At 47.9% G+C, this 15,503-nt stretch carries 16 protein-coding genes; 10 read left to right on the forward strand and 6 right to left on the reverse strand.

Annotated elements, in window-relative coordinates; genetic code table 11:
- Positions 1-8 precede the first annotated feature (8 nt).
- The 4 genes from glp to ICN30_RS03850 all read right to left on the reverse strand — a co-directional run bounded on the left by glp (position 9) and on the right by ICN30_RS03850 (position 5,782).
- Positions 9-1,340, reverse strand: a complete 1,332-nt coding sequence (glp, locus tag ICN30_RS03835) for a gephyrin-like molybdotransferase Glp (protein ID WP_216273320.1) — start codon at positions 1,338-1,340, stop codon at positions 9-11.
- Positions 1,328-1,942: a molybdenum cofactor guanylyltransferase MobA gene (gene mobA, locus ICN30_RS03840; protein WP_216273322.1), complete on the reverse strand. Its 615-nt coding sequence runs from the start codon at positions 1,940-1,942 to the stop codon at positions 1,328-1,330. Before mobA ends, glp begins: the two co-directional genes overlap by 13 nt.
- Positions 1,942-3,054, reverse strand: a complete 1,113-nt coding sequence (gene moaA / locus ICN30_RS03845) for a GTP 3',8-cyclase MoaA (RefSeq protein WP_216273324.1) — start codon at positions 3,052-3,054, stop codon at positions 1,942-1,944. The genes mobA and moaA overlap by 1 nt, the downstream gene beginning before the upstream one ends.
- An 82-nt stretch (positions 3,055-3,136) precedes the next feature.
- Positions 3,137-5,782, reverse strand: a complete 2,646-nt coding sequence (locus tag ICN30_RS03850; protein WP_216273327.1) for an Rne/Rng family ribonuclease — start codon at positions 5,780-5,782, stop codon at positions 3,137-3,139.
- Between the two features lie 460 nt (positions 5,783-6,242).
- Between ICN30_RS03850 and ICN30_RS03855 the strand changes: the two genes are divergently transcribed.
- The 3 genes from ICN30_RS03855 to ICN30_RS03865 are packed head-to-tail and all read left to right on the forward strand — an operon-like array spanning position 6,243 to position 8,923.
- Positions 6,243-7,262 (forward strand): RluA family pseudouridine synthase, encoded by a 1,020-nt coding sequence (locus ICN30_RS03855; RefSeq protein ID WP_216273330.1) that lies wholly within the window; start codon positions 6,243-6,245, stop codon positions 7,260-7,262.
- Positions 7,255-7,941, forward strand: coding sequence for an HAD-IIIA family hydrolase (locus ICN30_RS03860; protein ID WP_216273332.1), 687 nt, complete (start codon positions 7,255-7,257; stop codon positions 7,939-7,941). Before ICN30_RS03855 ends, ICN30_RS03860 begins: the two co-directional genes overlap by 8 nt.
- Positions 7,942-7,963: 22 nt before the next feature.
- A complete protein-coding gene (locus tag ICN30_RS03865; protein ID WP_216273334.1) occupies positions 7,964-8,923 on the forward strand; it encodes a S49 family peptidase in 960 nt (319 codons plus the stop codon).
- Between the two features lie 36 nt (positions 8,924-8,959).
- Here the strand turns inward: ICN30_RS03865 and ICN30_RS03870 are convergent, their stop codons facing one another.
- Positions 8,960-9,733, reverse strand: coding sequence for an SAM-dependent methyltransferase (locus ICN30_RS03870; RefSeq protein WP_216273336.1), 774 nt, complete (start codon positions 9,731-9,733; stop codon positions 8,960-8,962).
- 25 nt (positions 9,734-9,758) lie between these two features.
- Positions 9,759-10,382 (reverse strand): Maf family nucleotide pyrophosphatase, encoded by a 624-nt coding sequence (locus ICN30_RS03875; protein WP_370626587.1) that lies wholly within the window; start codon positions 10,380-10,382, stop codon positions 9,759-9,761.
- Between the two features lie 13 nt (positions 10,383-10,395).
- Between ICN30_RS03875 and ICN30_RS03880 the strand changes: the two genes are divergently transcribed.
- From ICN30_RS03880 to acpP, 7 genes are all read left to right on the forward strand, one after another.
- Positions 10,396-10,974: a YceD family protein gene (locus ICN30_RS03880; protein ID WP_216273338.1), complete on the forward strand. Its 579-nt coding sequence runs from the start codon at positions 10,396-10,398 to the stop codon at positions 10,972-10,974.
- 105 nt (positions 10,975-11,079) lie between these two features.
- Complete coding sequence (gene rpmF, locus ICN30_RS03885; RefSeq protein WP_011902241.1) at positions 11,080-11,259, forward strand: 50S ribosomal protein L32; 180 nt, start codon at positions 11,080-11,082, stop codon at positions 11,257-11,259.
- 84 nt (positions 11,260-11,343) lie between these two features.
- Entirely contained in the window at positions 11,344-12,354 is a 1,011-nt protein-coding gene (gene plsX / locus ICN30_RS03890; protein ID WP_215375149.1) for a phosphate acyltransferase PlsX, read from the forward strand.
- A gap of 2 nt (positions 12,355-12,356) precedes the next feature.
- Positions 12,357-13,343, forward strand: coding sequence for a beta-ketoacyl-ACP synthase III (locus tag ICN30_RS03895; protein WP_215333594.1), 987 nt, complete (start codon positions 12,357-12,359; stop codon positions 13,341-13,343).
- Positions 13,344-13,384: 41 nt separating this feature from the next.
- Complete coding sequence (gene fabD, locus ICN30_RS03900) at positions 13,385-14,320, forward strand: ACP S-malonyltransferase (RefSeq protein WP_216273340.1); 936 nt, start codon at positions 13,385-13,387, stop codon at positions 14,318-14,320.
- Between the two features lie 75 nt (positions 14,321-14,395).
- The gene (gene fabG, locus ICN30_RS03905) at positions 14,396-15,139 is read left to right on the forward strand and encodes a 3-oxoacyl-ACP reductase FabG (RefSeq protein WP_216273342.1); all 744 of its coding nucleotides are present in this window, start codon (positions 14,396-14,398) and stop codon (positions 15,137-15,139) included.
- A gap of 103 nt (positions 15,140-15,242) precedes the next feature.
- Entirely contained in the window at positions 15,243-15,482 is a 240-nt protein-coding gene (gene acpP, locus ICN30_RS03910) for an acyl carrier protein (RefSeq protein ID WP_015421596.1), read from the forward strand.
- Positions 15,483-15,503 lie beyond the last annotated feature (21 nt).

The following is a 15,503-nucleotide window of genomic DNA, read 5'->3' on the forward strand; positions in this document are numbered from 1 at the left end:
GTGCAATCTTAAAGCAGTCCGTCGAAAAGCGCCACATCTACCCAGTCACCAGCGGCAACATTTCCTTGCTCGTGAGACAAAATGACAAAGCAATTTGCTTCACTCATGGAGCGCAAAATTCCAGCACCTTGGCTACCAGTCAGTTTGACCGTAGGCTTTCCGTCTGGACCACGCACCAAGATGGCGCGTTGATACTCTGTTCTTCCGGGGCGCTTCCGAATGGGGGTCTCTGCAATCGCCTGCATCATTGGTGGTTCAGTCTGACTTGCACCATTGAGTTGCAATAATGCAGAACGGACAAACTGGTAGAAAGTCACCATGACCGCTACTGGGTTGCCAGGCAAACCAAAGAAGAGTGTCTTATGCTTTGACCCCTGAACTGGCTTCAATACTCCAAAAGCCATGGGGCGACCTGGACGCATGGCGATTTTCCAAAAACCCACATCACCTAGTTCTTGCATGATTTGCTTGGTGAAGTCTGCTTCACCAGCGGAGACTCCTCCAGATGAGATGAGTACATCCGCTTTGCTGGCTGCCTCTATAAATGCCGCCTTGAGTGAGCTTGGATCATCTCGCACAATCCCGCAATCAATGATTTCGAGATCAAGACGTTTGAGTAGTCCGATTAAGCTATAACGATTGCTGTCATAAATATTGCCAGCCTCTAAAGCTTGTCCTAGTGGGCGCAATTCATCGCCTGAAGAGAGAATGGCGACCCGCAATTTTCGATGCACATGAAGCTCGGACATGCCAAGTGAGGCTGCTAGACCCAGATCAGAAGGTCGCAATAAACGCCCTGCAGTAATTGCTGGCTTGCCACTTTGTAAGTCTTCTCCACGCAAGCGACGGTTTTCTCCGCGCTTCACTCGGTTTTGCTTAAATGAAACGATCGAGCTATTGTCAGGGTTCTGGGGTTCTGTAAATTCTTGAGGAATCACGGTATCGCAGTCACTCGGCATTAGAGCGCCGGTCATGATTTTGAGACATTCGCCAGGAGCAACGCTGCCTTCATAGGGCTTGCCAGCATAGGCAGTGCCCACCACCTTCAGAGTTACGAGATCCTCGCCATCGCTCAGACAATCACCATTGAATGCAAAGCCATCCATGGCCGAGTTATCGGCGACCGGAACATCAATCGGCGAAAGCAAGTCTTTTGCAAGAATGCGATTAATTGCTCGATCTAGGGTGATGCATTCAACTGCATCAGACTCAGATCTCTCATGAGATTCTGCGATCAAGTCTTTTACTAAGTCGGAAATCGCTATGCGAGCTTGATCGACATGTAGTGAGCCGCCAATGTAAATGGGGTCGCTTGGGGGAATACGCTTTAGGTCGGACATGGAGAAATTCTTTCTAAAGCAGCTAACTCTTCTGGAGTGTTGACGTTGGCAAATGCCTGTGGGTTTTCAAATAGTACCGTGCCAGAACGCAATTCTTTAAACCAGCGGTCAATCTTTAAATCCCCATTGTTTAAGAAGGCATTCAAAGAATCTTCCAGACTGCTTTTCATTAAGCAAAAAACGGGTTGAGCCCATATCTTTCCATCAGCTTCTTTTGAGGATGCAAAGACGAGTTCTAAATTATTTTCTTCCAGTTCAATTGCCATATTTTTGGCGAGATCGGTTGGCAATAAAGGTGAGTCGCAAGGCGATGTTAGCAAGTAGGGTGTTTTGCAATGCTTCAGGCCGATTGAGAATCCAGCTAATGGCCCAGAGAAGTCTGGAGTTTCATCCATGAATACTGGGTAGCCGTAGTAGGAATACTTCGTAATACTGCGGTTGGCATTGATCAAAATAGTGCTGACCTGGGGCTTGAGTCGATTAATAGCAGACTCAATCAGAGGTTTGCCATGAAAGGGGATTAAGCCCTTATCTATGCCACCCATTCTTTGGGCGCGGCCTCCTGCCAGAATGAGTCCAGTAATTTGTGCTGAAGTAATCATTAGCCGCCGATGTAAGACATCTCTACTTTGCGAGAAGATTTCGATCCGGCGGTATTGGATCCCCGAATTTCTGAATAGTGATCATTGCGTCCGAACCATGTTGACATGATGGCATTAGCAATTTCTAAATCACTTCTATCAGAGCGTAATAGCGTTTTGAAATCAAAGCCTTCGTTTGCAAATAGGCAGAGATACATCTGCCCATCTGTTGAGATGCGCGCACGGGTGCATTCATGACAGAAAGTTTGCGTCACGCTAGAGATAAAACCAATTTCACCGGAGCCATCTACATAGCGCCAACGTTGGGCAACTTCGCCGGGATAGTTGGCTTCAATGGGTTCAATTGGAAAAACTGCATTAATGCGATTGGCGACTTCTTGCGAGGGAAGCACTTGCGACATATCCCAGCCGTTAGAGCTACCCACATCCATGAATTCAATAAAACGTAGCGTCACGCCGCTGCCCTTGAAGTGCTTGGCCATGCCAATGATCTCTTGATCGTTCGTACCCTTCTTAACGACCATATTAACTTTGAGATTGGTAAAGCCTACTTCTTGAGCTGCAGCAATTCCGTCGAGCACATCCGTGACTGGGAAGTCGACATCATTCATTTTCTTGAAGATCTCATCGTTCAGCCCATCAAGACTAATAGTCAGACGCTGCAAGCCTGCCGCCTTTAATGCAGCCGCCTTCTTGCGCAAAATGCTGCCATTGGTAGTAAGTGTTAAATCGAGAGGTTGATCTGCAGTGGTGCGAATCTTGGCCAGCATTTCAATCAGCACTTCAAGATTTTTACGCAACAAAGGTTCGCCACCAGTGAGGCGAATTTTTTCTACGCCTAGAGAAGCAAAGATCGTTGTCAAACGGGTGATCTCTTCGAAGCTCAGTAAATCGCTATGCGAGAGATAGGGATAATCTTTGTCGAAGATTTCCTTAGGCATGCAATAGGTGCAGCGGAAATTGCATCGATCCGTTACGGAGATTCGTAAATCACGTAAGGGGCGTCCCCGAGTATCTTTAGTTGAAGTATTGGCGGCAACGAGCTGTCCGGGAATGGACGGCGTCAGGCCTTTGCCTTCATCTAAACGTATGGGGATTACTTTTTCAACCATGTCTAATTATGGCTGTGAAACGGTGTTTCTGCCAAACCGCCAAATATCCTTGTGGGATAAATAGCAGTCTGGAGAAATTGGATTAAACCGTTTTTTCTTGGCCGCCGGTTTCAACTAAAACCATTGGACCATTTTGCAGGCTAACTGGAGCTTTAGGAGTTCTGCCCATTGGCAAAATTTCTGGCTCAGCTTTGATTTGTGATTGTGCTTCTTGATGCTTGCTAGAGTCTGTGGCTACCCAAACCATGCCGGCAGATTGAACTACGCTATGCAATGGAGTTTCTTCGAGCGCCTGGAAAGCAACCTTAGGAAGCTCAGGCATCGGCTTTGCAATTACCTCAATAGCTGGAGCTGGCTTAGCTGCTGCCTGTGGGGCAGGAGCTGCAGCAGTGTTATCAGGGCGATTGCTTTGACGTGGTGCACGTTGCTCTCTTGGCTCTCTAGGTGCGCGGGGTGCGCGCTCTTTTACTTCGTTAGAGGCTACAGGCGCAACAGTATTTCCAAAGCTTTGGGCAATATTCTGAATCGGCATTGAAGCGGATGCTCCCGCCATTCCTGCTGGTGGGCCTGAGAATGAAGTTGCTATTGCAACAACAGAAGCAATCGCTGCATCACCATTGGACTCAGTACGCTCACCACGTTGGCCGCGACCACGACCACGACGGTTGCGACCACGACCACGACGCTCTTCACCATCCGCACTTGGTGCTGCATCAGTGCCGGGAGCAGCCTCAGTAGCTGGAGTTACCGCAGCTTGATTTTCTGGTTTTGGATTTTGATTGTTCTGATTGCGATTGCCGTTGCGGTTACGACCGTCTTGACGACCTCTGCCTGAACCTGCTTCGCGTGGAGCGCTTGCACCTTCAGTACCTGCTGCACCTTCAGCTGGACGCTCAGCGCGATCATTGCGTTCGCCACGACGACCGCGATTGCGGTTATTGCCATTGCGGTTGTTTTGATTGCGACCACGTGGTGCACTAGGAGCAGGTTTTACTTCTGGCGCAGGCGCTGAAGAGAATAGGCTCTTGATGAATCCAAAGAATCCACCAGTGCTTGCAGTTTCAGTATTTGCTTTTTCAGTGCGCGCAGGACGTGGCTGACTTACTGGGGCTGGTGCATTTGGCGTAATACCTTTTACAGCAGCTTCAGGGCGAACTTTAACGTCGGCATCTTTACGGCTTACTGCAGTATCAGTCTCGAGTTCAGCAGCAGCTCCTTCAGCCATCACATAACTTGCTTTTTGATCATCAAGACGTGGATCGTCATGACGCAAACGCTCAAGCTTGTAATGCGGAGTTTCTAGATGCTTGTTCGGAATCATCAAGACATTGACCTTGAAGCGTGTCTCAATCTTGATGACTTCAGCGCGCTTCTCGTTGAGCAAGAATGCAGCCACTTCGACTGGAACTTGACTATGAATAGCGGCAGTGTTTTCCTTCATTGCTTCTTCTTGGATGATGCGCAAGACTTGCAATGCAGAAGATTCGGTATCACGGATGTGGCCTGTGCCGTTACAACGTGGGCAGGTTACGTGGCTACCTTCAGAGAGGGCAGGGCGTAAACGCTGGCGTGACATCTCCATCAAGCCAAACTTGGAGATCTTGCCCATTTGAACGCGAGCACGGTCATGACGTAGAGCATCACGTAGGCGATTCTCAACATCCTTCTGAGCCTTGCTCGACTCCATATCAATGAAGTCGATCACGATCAAGCCGCCCAAGTCACGTAAACGTGCTTGACGGGCAATTTCATCGGCAGCTTCTAAGTTGGTGCGAGTAGCAGTCTCTTCAATGTCAGAGCCGCGGGTTGCGCGTGCAGAGTTAACGTCAACTGAAACCAAAGCTTCAGTGTGGTCGATCACAATCGCGCCGCCTGATGGCAATGGCACGGTACGTGAGTAAGCAGTTTCAATCTGATGCTCGATTTGGAAGCGTGAGAACAATGGAACATCGTCCTGGTAACGCTTCACTCTAGGTAAGTTATCTGGCATTACTACAGACATAAAGGCTGCAGCTTGCTCGTAGATGTCATCCGTATCGATGAGGATCTCACCGATATCTGGTTGGAAGTAATCACGAATCGCACGAATCACTAGGCTGGATTCGAGGTAAATCAATAATGGTGCTGAGTTGCCTTTAGCGGCTTCATCAATCGCTGTCCACAACTGCATGAGATAACTTAAATCCCATTGCAATTCAGTAGCGTCGCGACCAATACCAGCTGTACGAGCAATGATGCTCATGCCATCTGGAACTTGTAATTGGGACATTGCTTCACGGAGCTCTTGACGGTCTTCACCTTCAATGCGACGAGAAACGCCGCCTCCACGTGGGTTATTTGGCATTAATACCAAATAGCGACCTGCTAGAGAGACAAAAGAGGTGAGGGCAGCGCCTTTTTGGCCGCGCTCTTCTTTTTCTACCTGAACAATGATTTCTTGGCCTTCGCGTAAGGCTTCTTTAATAGAGGCGTTACGGACATCAATACCCTCTTTAAAGTAGGTGCGGGCAACTTCTTTAAATGGCAGGAAGCCATGGCGTTCTTCGCCGTAATTTACAAAGCAAGCCTCGAGCGAGGGCTCAATGCGGGTAATAACACCTTTGTAAATATTGCCTTTACGTTGTTCACGACCGGCAGCTTCGATATCGATATCGATGAGTTTTTGACCATCGACGATGGCAACTCGCAACTCTTCTTGTTGAGTTGCATTAAATAACATGCGTTTCATAACACTCTCCTATTGGGAGTGCGTCGTTGCGCGCTGCGTTAGGGACAAGTTAAATACCGCTTGGGGCATAGCCCATTGGCGGCTTTGGAGTGTGGATCAAACAAATCCAGGCATTTATTGCCTGGTACACCAAGTTCAATGTTGTTAAACCGGTGCCACACTTGACGATCGCCGCAGAGACCTCCTTTAGGTCATCAATGCAGGCGCGCGCCTGAAAACTGTCTTCTAATCGCGGGTCGCGGCATACGGCACACCAACCCTGCGCCTCATTACAACGGGGGAGGGGCAACCCCGGGAGTCTATTAAGGGCGACTCCAAGCTCCACGATTCGAACCTGAATCAGGTCAGTCTCGGGCCAATAAATTGGCTAGAGCGTTGATTATACGGCACAAGTTGAACGACAATGGGGTATTGTTGAGTCCCTTGTCGACCCCTGTCGAGGCGACAAAAGAGATAAATCATGAAATCCGAACCCATTTCCAAGCCTTCACAGGTAAAAACCACCGCTCCAGCTGCCGTTCATCTCCAGACTATTGGTCCGGAAGAGGCTGGCCAGCGACTGGATAACTACCTCTTACGTTGGGCTAAAGGGGTTCCCAAAAGCCACGTTTATCGGATTATTCGCTCTGGCGAGGTTCGGGTAAATAAGAAAAGGGCTGAGCCAACTACGCGCTTGGTTGAGGGGGATGTAGTTAGGGTTCCTCCAGTTCGGATCGCTGAACCCGCCCAAATGGCTGCAGTCAATACCGCTCAAACCAAGTCTCGGGCGCAAGGATATTCCGACAAAATGCCCATTTTGTTTGAGGATGAAGCTCTATTAATAGTCAATAAGCCCGCGGGTTTAGCAGTTCATGGTGGCTCAGGTATTGCCCTGGGTGTCATTGAAACCCTACGTATTACCCGCCCAGAGCTCAAATTCTTGGAATTGGTTCATCGTTTGGATCGGGATACTTCTGGTGTTTTGCTCTTAGCAAAAAAGCGCAGCGCTTTGGTGGAGCTCCATCGCCAGATCCGCGAAGGTCAAACTGATAAGCGCTACTACTTGCTAGCCCATGGAGAAATTGCACAAGGTGCGGGCACGATGCAGCTGAAGTTTGCATTGCATAAGTACTTATTGGCCAATGGCGAGCGTCGTGTTCGTGTTGATCCAGATGGCCTGCCAAGTCATACTGCTTTGCGTGTTACGAAAGTGATGAAGCGCGGGGAGCTAGCTATTACCTTGGCCGAGGCTCAATTGAAAACCGGGCGTACTCACCAAATTCGCGTACATCTCCAAAAACTAGGCCACTCGATTTTGGGTGATGATAAGTACGGTTTTGAAGATCAAGACAAGCTTGTGAAATCCAAGCGCTTGTATCTACATGCTCATTTAGCCGGCTTTACTCATCCACGTACTGGCGAGAAAATGCGCATCGAATCACCATTACCCGCTGAATTTGCAGCGATGATGAAAACTTTTGAAGTGCCCAGCAATGCCTGAAGAGCAAAAACCCGACAGACGTTATGACCTGATTGTGTGGGACTGGGATGGAACCATTATGGATTCCACGCCGACGATCGTGAACTGTATTCAGCAGGCGTGTCGCGATTTGGGTTTTAAAGAGCCTGACGACACTTTGGCCAGCTCTGTTATTGGCTTGGGTATTCAGGATTCATTGAGAAGGGCGGTGCCGTGGATTGAGCCGGCACATTTCCCAAAATTGACCGAACGCTTTCGTTATCACTACCTTGCTAAAGATCACGAGCTTGATCTCTTTCCAGGTATTCGTGAGTTACTTCACAGCTTGCGTGAGGATGGTTACCTATTGGGTGTTGCCACAGGTAAATCTCGCGTGGGATTGGATCGATCTTTAAAGCACCACCAGCTTGAGCAGATGTTCCATGAAACACGTACTGCAGACGAATCCTTCTCCAAGCCCCATCCCGGAATGCTCCTTGAGCTCTCGGATGTTATGCAAGTGCCAATGCGCCGCATGTTGATGATTGGCGATACCACTCATGATTTAGATATGGCGGCAAATGCTGGAGTTGATGCGGTTGCGGTAACTTATGGGGCGCACCCACCGAGCACCTTAAAAGAAGCGCCATCACTGATTCATGTGGATGATGTCTCGCAGTTAGGCCAATGGCTTAACGACAATCTCACCGTTAAAAACTAGTTAGTCATTAAGGATTAAAAAGATGGATCAAAATCAATCCGAGAACGCCAATCAAAATTGGGAGCGACAAGCTCTCGAACATTTATTGCTAGAGAATTTAAAAGAGACTCGCAAGACACGTCGTTGGAAAGCGGTGTTTCGTATTCTGACTCTCATTGTGTTTGTTGGCGCAGTGCTCGCAGTATTTGATTTCCATCTGCCAGGACGCGGCATGGGAATGGAGAAGCACACGGCTTTAGTCACACTAGAGGGTGAGATTTCCTCAAGCTCAATGGCTAATGCATTGGATATCAATTCATCTTTAACAGCCGCTTTTGAAAATGAAAATAGTGCTGGCGTAGTCTTGCGCATCAATAGTCCTGGCGGTTCTCCGGTTCAGGCGGGCATGATGAATGACGAGATTCATCGCCTACGCAAACTTTATCCAAGTAAGCCATTTTATGTTGTCGTGGAAGATATCTGCGCTTCAGGTGGTTACTACGTCGCTGTTGCTGGGGATCAGATTTTGGTTGATAAGGCAAGTTTGGTTGGATCGATTGGTGTAATCATGGAGGGCTTTGGTTTCACTGGCTTGATGGATAAGTTAGGTGTAACTCGTCGCATGATTACTGCTGGCTCAAACAAGGGGATGATGGATCCGTTCTCCAAAGAAAATCCACAGCAAGTGGAAATGATTAAGACCATGATCGATGAGATTCACCAGCAATTTATTGCGGTGGTTAAAGCAGGTCGTGGGGATCGCCTAAAAGAAACTCCAGAAATGTTCTCGGGCCGCGTTTGGAATGGCGAGCAGGCAATCAAAATTGGCTTGGTAGATGGCTATGGAACAGTAGAGACTGTAGCGCGCGATATCTTTAAAGCGCCGGATATTCTGGACTACACCATGAAAGAGAATTTCGCTGAACGTGTTGCTAAACGTTTTGGTGCTGAGGTGGGCTCTGCGGCTGGCAAGGCATTAATTAAAACACCAGATCTAAAGTAAAAAAACGATAGATCAACGCATTAGCAAACAAAATACCTAGGCCAGCAATAGAAATACTGCTGGCCTATTTTGTAATGAAGCGCAGGCAGCTTCATTCGGAAAGCGCTTGCGCCAGTCTGCAATCGAAAGCGTTGTAATCGTTTCACTTGGAAGACTGAGATCCATACCAAGACAGAATAATGATTGCGGTGACAGTGCACTCAGGCAGGCCATCAGCATGGCAGTATTGCGATAGGGTGTCTCAATCCAAATTTGCGTCTGCTGCAACTTTCTGGATTCCACTTCCAACTGCTTCAGTCTTGCAATGCGATCTTGCGCATCATGTGGAACATAACCCTGAAATGCAAAGCGTTGACCATTTAAGCCGCTAGCCATTAGGCCTAACAAAATCGAGCTTGGGCCAACCAATGGTTTTACTTTGGCGCCCAGCTTATGTGCAGCTAACACGAGCTCTGCGCCGGGATCTGCAACTCCTGGAACACCTGCCTCTGACATCAATCCCATATCTTTGCCGGCGATGAGCGGTTTGAGTAAATCGATTGGTTTGACTGCATCACCATACTTAGCATTGCGAGCAACGCCACGCCACTCGCTCATTTGCATTTCTTGAATAGTGCAGGCTAAAGGTGAAACGCTATCGACTGCTTTTAAAAAAGCACGGGCGGTTTTTGCATCCTCAACAATCCAGTTGGTGAGCTTGGCGGTTTGGGTAATAGTTTCATTTGGTAAAACCCAAGGTAATTGCTCAGCGCGAGAATCATCACCCAAAGTATTGGGAATTAAAAAGAGGGTGCCTAGTGTCGAACTCATGTAATTGCTTAACTTTATGTTTGTTTTATTTCTTTACTGGAATAACAAAGCCAGCATCACGCAAGAGGCCGCTCAGCGCTATCAATGGCAGGCCGATCAAGGCTGTAGGATCATCGCTCTTAATGGATTCCAAGAGTGAAATTCCTAAGCCTTCAGATTTGGCGCTACCAGCGCAGTCGTAGGGCTCTTCGGCATGGAGGTATGCCTCTAGAACGTCATCCGATAGTTTGCGAAAGGTAACTTCCGTGGGAATATTGATTGTGGTTTCGACATTGCCACGCATTAGACACAGCGCTGTTTGAAAAGTCACTGTTGCACCGCGCATGAGTTGTAGTTGCGCCATGGCACGCTCAAAGTTTCCTGGTTTACCAATAGCGGCTCCACAAAGGTCGGCCACTTGATCGGAGCCAATGACCCAAGCTTCAGGGTGATCTTTTGCAACTGCGGCAGCTTTGGCTTTTGCTAGGCGTAAGGCTAAATCTAAAGTGCTTTCACCGGGTAAGGGGGTTTCATCCACTTTGGGGGAGATGATGTCAAAAGGAATGCGCAGGCGTTCTAAGAGCTCTCGACGATAGACCGAGGTAGATGCCAGAATTAGTTTTTTTGCAGAATTACTCATCACTACTTGTACTTTCGCTGAAGCCTTCATTTAGACTGATGTCATGAATCGTAATCAAGTTTTACCTCAAGTTGAGCTATCCACCGATCCCAAGGCTTTGAGCCGGATCGATTTTTGCGCCCCCCAGTCTTATCAAGGGTCTGGTTTTTTGGAGATTTCAGCCTTGCCAAGGGTGGCTGAGGAGGCCTCCAGCATCGAGCCTGGCGATGGCTTTCGTTGGGAGGTAAAGACCCATTTTGCCGACTCTCCAGGTTCCGATCCCCAGCAAATTCTGGAATTAGCCGTAAAAGGGCGTATTCACCTGGTTTGTCAGAGTTGTTTGCAGGACTGCGGCCTAGATTTGGCTCAAGAGAGCCGATTTGTCATGGTAGCTTCCGAGGAGGAGGCGGACGCCTTCCCAATGGAGGATGACCAACAAGAGCCTTTGGTAGCTAGTCAGCATTTTGACCTTTTGGGGCTAATCGAGGACGAAATTCTCCTGTCTATGCCCTTAATTCCAAAGCATCCAGATGGCACTTGCAAGCCACATGCCTCTTCATTCGGGGAGGGCGGAGAAACTGCGGAAGCCTCTGAAAAGCCCCAAAATCCCTTTAACATATTGAAAAATATGAAGAAAAATTGATTAGACCACTCGCGCTGGGAGTGGCTTTTCAAACCTGTTTTATCAATTAATCAAGCATTTAGCGCAATTTTCATGCTAGAATGTCGCCTTGCTTAGGAGTTCAATATGGCCGTCCAACAGAATAAAAAATCCCCATCCAAACGTGGCATGCACCGTGCGCACGACTTTTTGACCGCACCTGCTACGGCTGTTGAAGCCACAACTGGTGAGGCTCATTTGCGCCACCACATTTCACCAAACGGCTACTACCGTGGTCGTAAAGTTGTTAAAACCAAAAACGACTAATTCTTTAGTCTAAAAAGATAGAAGCGGCTCCAATAAAAGCCGCTTTTTTCTTGGATAAAACCACTTGCAGCAATACATGATTTTATGAGCGTCACTCTTGCTATCGATGCCATGGGCGGAGATCACGGAGCAGTTGTTACAGTTCCCGCTTGTTGCGATTTTCTCGAAAAACATGCTGATGTGAAGATTGCCTTAGTTGGCAATCCGGAAGTGCTCAAGCAAGCCTTGAGTAAATTTCCAAAAGCGCCAATTGAGCGCATTCAAATTATTCCCGCTAGTGAAGTTGTCTTGATGGATGACCCCATTGAGGTGGCATTGCGTCGCAAAAAAGATTCTTCCATGCGCGTTGCTATCGAGCAGGTGAAAGAAGGTCTGGCTGACGCGATCATCTCTTCTGGCAATACGGGCGCCTTAATGGCAATCTCCCGCTATATTCTCAAAACACTTGATGGTGTTGATCGCCCTGCGATTGCTACTGCGATCCCTAATGAAAAAGGGCGCGGCACCACCATGCTGGATCTCGGTGCGAATGCAGATTGCGAGCCAATGCACTTGGTGCAATTTGCACAAATGGCTAACGTGATGGTTCAGGTTGTAGATGGCACACAAAACCCTTCAATTGGTCTTCTCAATATTGGTGAAGAAGTGATTAAAGGTAATGAAGTGGTTAAGCAGACGAGTGAGTTGCTACGCCAAACCAACCTAAACTTTTATGGCAACGTAGAAGGTAATGATATTTTTAAGGGCACTACGGATATCGTAGTGTGTGACGGCTTTGTTGGTAACGTAGTCCTCAAGGCAAGCGAGGGCTTGGCGAAGATGATGAGTGGCTTGATCAAAGAGGAATTCAATCGATCATGGCTTACTAAGCTGATGGCGATTTGCGCCATGGTGCCATTGTTGCGTGTACGCAAGCGCGTGGATCATCGTCGCTATAACGGCGCAGTACTTTTAGGTTTGCGCGGTTGTGTAATTAAGAGCCATGGCTCAGCAGATCGTTTTGCATTTGGTTTTGCGCTCGATAGGGCATATGAAGCAGCAAAAAATCGCATGGTAGAGCGTATCGCTCAAGCTTTTGTGGCGGAGACAAAATAATCATGAGTACTTATTCACGGATAGCAGGAACGGGCAGCTATCTTCCAGAGCAGCGTTTAAGCAATCAAGATCTCGTTGAGCGTTTAGCGAAGATTGGCCTTGAGACTAGCGATGAATGGATTGTGACTCGTAGCGGAATTTCTGCTCGTCACTTTGCTGCAGAAAATCAACTTACCAGTGACTTGGCAGTCAAAGCTGCCGAAGCCGCATTAGAAGCTGCTGGCTGCACTTCAGAAGATCTTGACCTCATTATTTTGGCAACATCTACACCGGATCATTTAGGTGGCTTTCCAAGTACTGCTTGCGTAGTACAAGATAAGTTGGGCGCCCATACAAATTGCGCAGCATTTGATGTCCAGGCGGTATGTGCTGGCTTTACTTATGCTCTCGCTATTGCAGATGCATTTATTCGCACAGGCACTTACAAAAAAGTTTTAGTTCTTGGCGCAGAAACCTTCTCCCGTATTTTGGATTTCCAAGATCGCACTACTTCTGTTTTATTTGGTGATGGTGCTGGGGCAGTGGTTCTGGAAGCTTCGAAAGAGCCAGGTATTTTGGCAACTGCCTTACATGCTGATGGCAGTCAACGCGACATTCTGTGTGTCCCAGGACGCGCAAAGCAGGGTGGCGTAGAGGGCTCCGCTTACTTAACCATGGACGGACCTGCGGTATTTAAGTTGGCCGTTAAAGTGCTTGAGCAAGTTGCGCATGAAGCTTTAGAAAAAGCCAATCTCAAACCAGAACAAATTGATTGGTTAGTGCCACACCAAGCTAACATTCGCATCATGGAGAGCACTGCTCGTAAGATGGGTATGTCGATGGATAAAGTGATTGTGACTGTGCATGAGCACGGCAATACTTCTGCCGCATCTATTCCGCTTGCCTTGGATGTCGGCGTGCGCTCTGGTCAAATTCAACGCGGTCAGCACCTCTTGCTAGAGGGTGTGGGCGGTGGCTTTGCTTGGGGTGCGGCAGCAATTAAGTACTAAGCAAAAAATACATTAATAACCATTCTTCAGCGATTATTCCTATGACATTTGCATTTGTATTTCCTGGCCAAGGCTCCCAATCTGTTGGGATGCTCAACTCCATTGCTGACCGCCCAGAAGTTCGTGCAACTTTACAAGAAGCCTCAGAAGCTTTGGGTGAAGATGTTGCAAAACTCATTGCGGAAGGTCCTGCCGAAGCATTGTCTTTAACGACTAATACACAACCCGTGATGTTGACTGCGGCGATTGCGTTTTATCGCGCTTGGTTGGCCTCTGGTGGTGCGGTTCCTCAGATGATGGCTGGTCACAGTTTGGGTGAATACTCTGCTTTAGTTGCTGCTGGCGTAATCTCATTTAAAGATGCAGTGCCTTTGGTGCGCTTTCGTGCTGAAGCGATGCAGACTGCTGTACCAGTTGGTACGGGCGGTATGGCTGCGATCTTAGGTTTGGACGATGAGATTGTGAAGACGGTTTGTGCTGAAGCTGCTGCAGCCTCTGGTGGTGTAGTGGAGGCGGTGAACTTCAATGCGCCAGGGCAAGTAGTGATTGCTGGTGGTAGCGATGCGGTGACTAAGGCCTGTGAATTACTCAAGGCTGCTGGTGCAAAGCGCGCTTTGCCATTGCCAGTATCTGCACCATTTCACTCATCCTTGCTCCAACCTGCTTCTGAAAAACTTAAAGGCTACTTGGCAGATATTGAATTTAAGGTTCCCACTATTTCTGTAGTCAATAACGTTGATGTGAATGTTCTGAATGATCCAGCAGCTATTAAAGATGCCTTAGTACGTCAAGCTGCTAAGCCTGTGCGTTGGCAAGAGACTATTAATGCCATGGCTCAGCAGGGCATCACTCAGGTGGTGGAATGTGGTCCTGGCAAGGTATTGGCTGGACTGACTAAGCGTATTAATGAGAATGTTGTTGGCATTCCTATTTTTGATGAAGCTAGTCTCACTGAAGCCTTGGCTACAGTAAAGTAAAAGTACAAATAAGAAACATCAAAGAAACATCAAAGAAACATCAAAGAAATAACAAAGAAACAACGGAAGACAAATATGAATCTCGACTTAAGCGGACAAATTGCATTGGTAACCGGCGCATCGCGCGGTATTGGTCAAGCCATTGCGGATGAGCTAGTGAAATGCGGTGCAAAGGTAATTGGTACCGCCACTTCTGAGGATGGTGCTAAGGCTATCAATGCCCGTTTACAGGCGAGCGGTGGTCGTGGTGAAGTATTGAATGTGACTGACCCAAAGGCTTGTGAGGACATCATTGATTTGATCGTCAAGGATTTTGGTGGCATCAATATTTTGGTGAATAACGCAGGTATCACCCGCGATAACCTAGCCATGCGCATGAAAACAGATGAGTGGACCGATGTGATCGACACTAACTTAAGTGCGGTTTTCCGTTTGTCGCAGGCGGTAATGCGCCCGATGATGAAGGCGCGTGCTGGCCGCATTATCAATATCACCTCAATTGTTGGTCATATGGGCAACCCTGGGCAAGCCAATTACGCTGCTGCTAAAGCAGGCGTTTCAGGCATGACCCGCGCTTTAGCCCGTGAAATTGGCAGTCGCAATATCACCGTGAACTGTGTGGCCCCTGGATTTATTGATACCGATATGACCCGTGCTTTGAGCGAAGAGCAGCAAAATAGCCTAAAAGCGAACATTCCCTTGGCCCGTCTGGGTAGTCCAGAGGATGTGGCCCAGGCAGTGGCGTTTTTGGCATCCCCGGCAGCTGGGTACATTACGGGTAATACCTTACATGTCAATGGCGGCCTGTATTTAGCCTAAAAATAAAGCAGAAATTTGATCATTTTTTGGCGGAATTGCTAATTCGGTCCGCCAAGCTGATAAAATTCTTTTCATCGTTTTTTTACAACCCTTGGGGGAATTAATGGATAACATCGAACAACGCGTTAAGAAGATCGTCGCTGAGCAATTGGGCGTCGCAGAAGCAGATATCAAGAATGAATCTTCTTTTGTGAACGACTTGGGCGCAGACTCTCTTGACACTGTTGAATTGGTAATGGCTTTGGAAGATGAATTCGGGATTGAAATTCCGGATGAAGAAGCTGAAAAAATTACTACTGTTCAGCTCGCTATCGATTTTGCTCAGTCTAAAGCTCAGGGTTAATTCCCTCGCTTAGTTAAAAGC

The organism is Polynucleobacter sp. 31A-FELB (assembly GCF_018882405.1).
Classification (GTDB): domain Bacteria; phylum Pseudomonadota; class Gammaproteobacteria; order Burkholderiales; family Burkholderiaceae; genus Polynucleobacter.

Bases quoted from the DNA above. Each gene is read 5' to 3' on its own strand.
- ICN30_RS03880 (WP_216273338.1), top strand. From the start codon at position 10,396: ATGAATCGTAATCAAGTTTTACCTCAAGTTGAGCTATCCACCGATCCC.
- ICN30_RS03860 (WP_216273332.1), top strand. From the start codon at position 7,255: ATGCCTGAAGAGCAAAAACCCGACAGACGTTATGACCTGATTGTGTGG.
- ICN30_RS03855 (WP_216273330.1), top strand. From the start codon at position 6,243: ATGAAATCCGAACCCATTTCCAAGCCTTCACAGGTAAAAACCACCGCT.
- ICN30_RS03875 (WP_370626587.1), bottom strand. From the start codon at position 10,382: ATGAAGGCTTCAGCGAAAGTACAAGTAGTGATGAGTAATTCTGCAAAA.
- plsX (WP_215375149.1), top strand. From the start codon at position 11,344: ATGAGCGTCACTCTTGCTATCGATGCCATGGGCGGAGATCACGGAGCA.
- ICN30_RS03895 (WP_215333594.1), top strand. From the start codon at position 12,357: ATGAGTACTTATTCACGGATAGCAGGAACGGGCAGCTATCTTCCAGAG.
- fabD (WP_216273340.1), top strand. From the start codon at position 13,385: ATGACATTTGCATTTGTATTTCCTGGCCAAGGCTCCCAATCTGTTGGG.
- rpmF (WP_011902241.1), top strand. From the start codon at position 11,080: ATGGCCGTCCAACAGAATAAAAAATCCCCATCCAAACGTGGCATGCAC.
- fabG (WP_216273342.1), top strand. From the start codon at position 14,396: ATGAATCTCGACTTAAGCGGACAAATTGCATTGGTAACCGGCGCATCG.
- mobA (WP_216273322.1), bottom strand. From the start codon at position 1,942: ATGATTACTTCAGCACAAATTACTGGACTCATTCTGGCAGGAGGCCGC.
- acpP (WP_015421596.1), top strand. From the start codon at position 15,243: ATGGATAACATCGAACAACGCGTTAAGAAGATCGTCGCTGAGCAATTG.
- moaA (WP_216273324.1), bottom strand. From the start codon at position 3,054: ATGGTTGAAAAAGTAATCCCCATACGTTTAGATGAAGGCAAAGGCCTG.
- ICN30_RS03870 (WP_216273336.1), bottom strand. From the start codon at position 9,733: ATGAGTTCGACACTAGGCACCCTCTTTTTAATTCCCAATACTTTGGGT.
- ICN30_RS03865 (WP_216273334.1), top strand. From the start codon at position 7,964: ATGGATCAAAATCAATCCGAGAACGCCAATCAAAATTGGGAGCGACAA.
- glp (WP_216273320.1), bottom strand. From the start codon at position 1,340: ATGTCCGACCTAAAGCGTATTCCCCCAAGCGACCCCATTTACATTGGC.
- ICN30_RS03850 (WP_216273327.1), bottom strand. From the start codon at position 5,782: ATGAAACGCATGTTATTTAATGCAACTCAACAAGAAGAGTTGCGAGTT.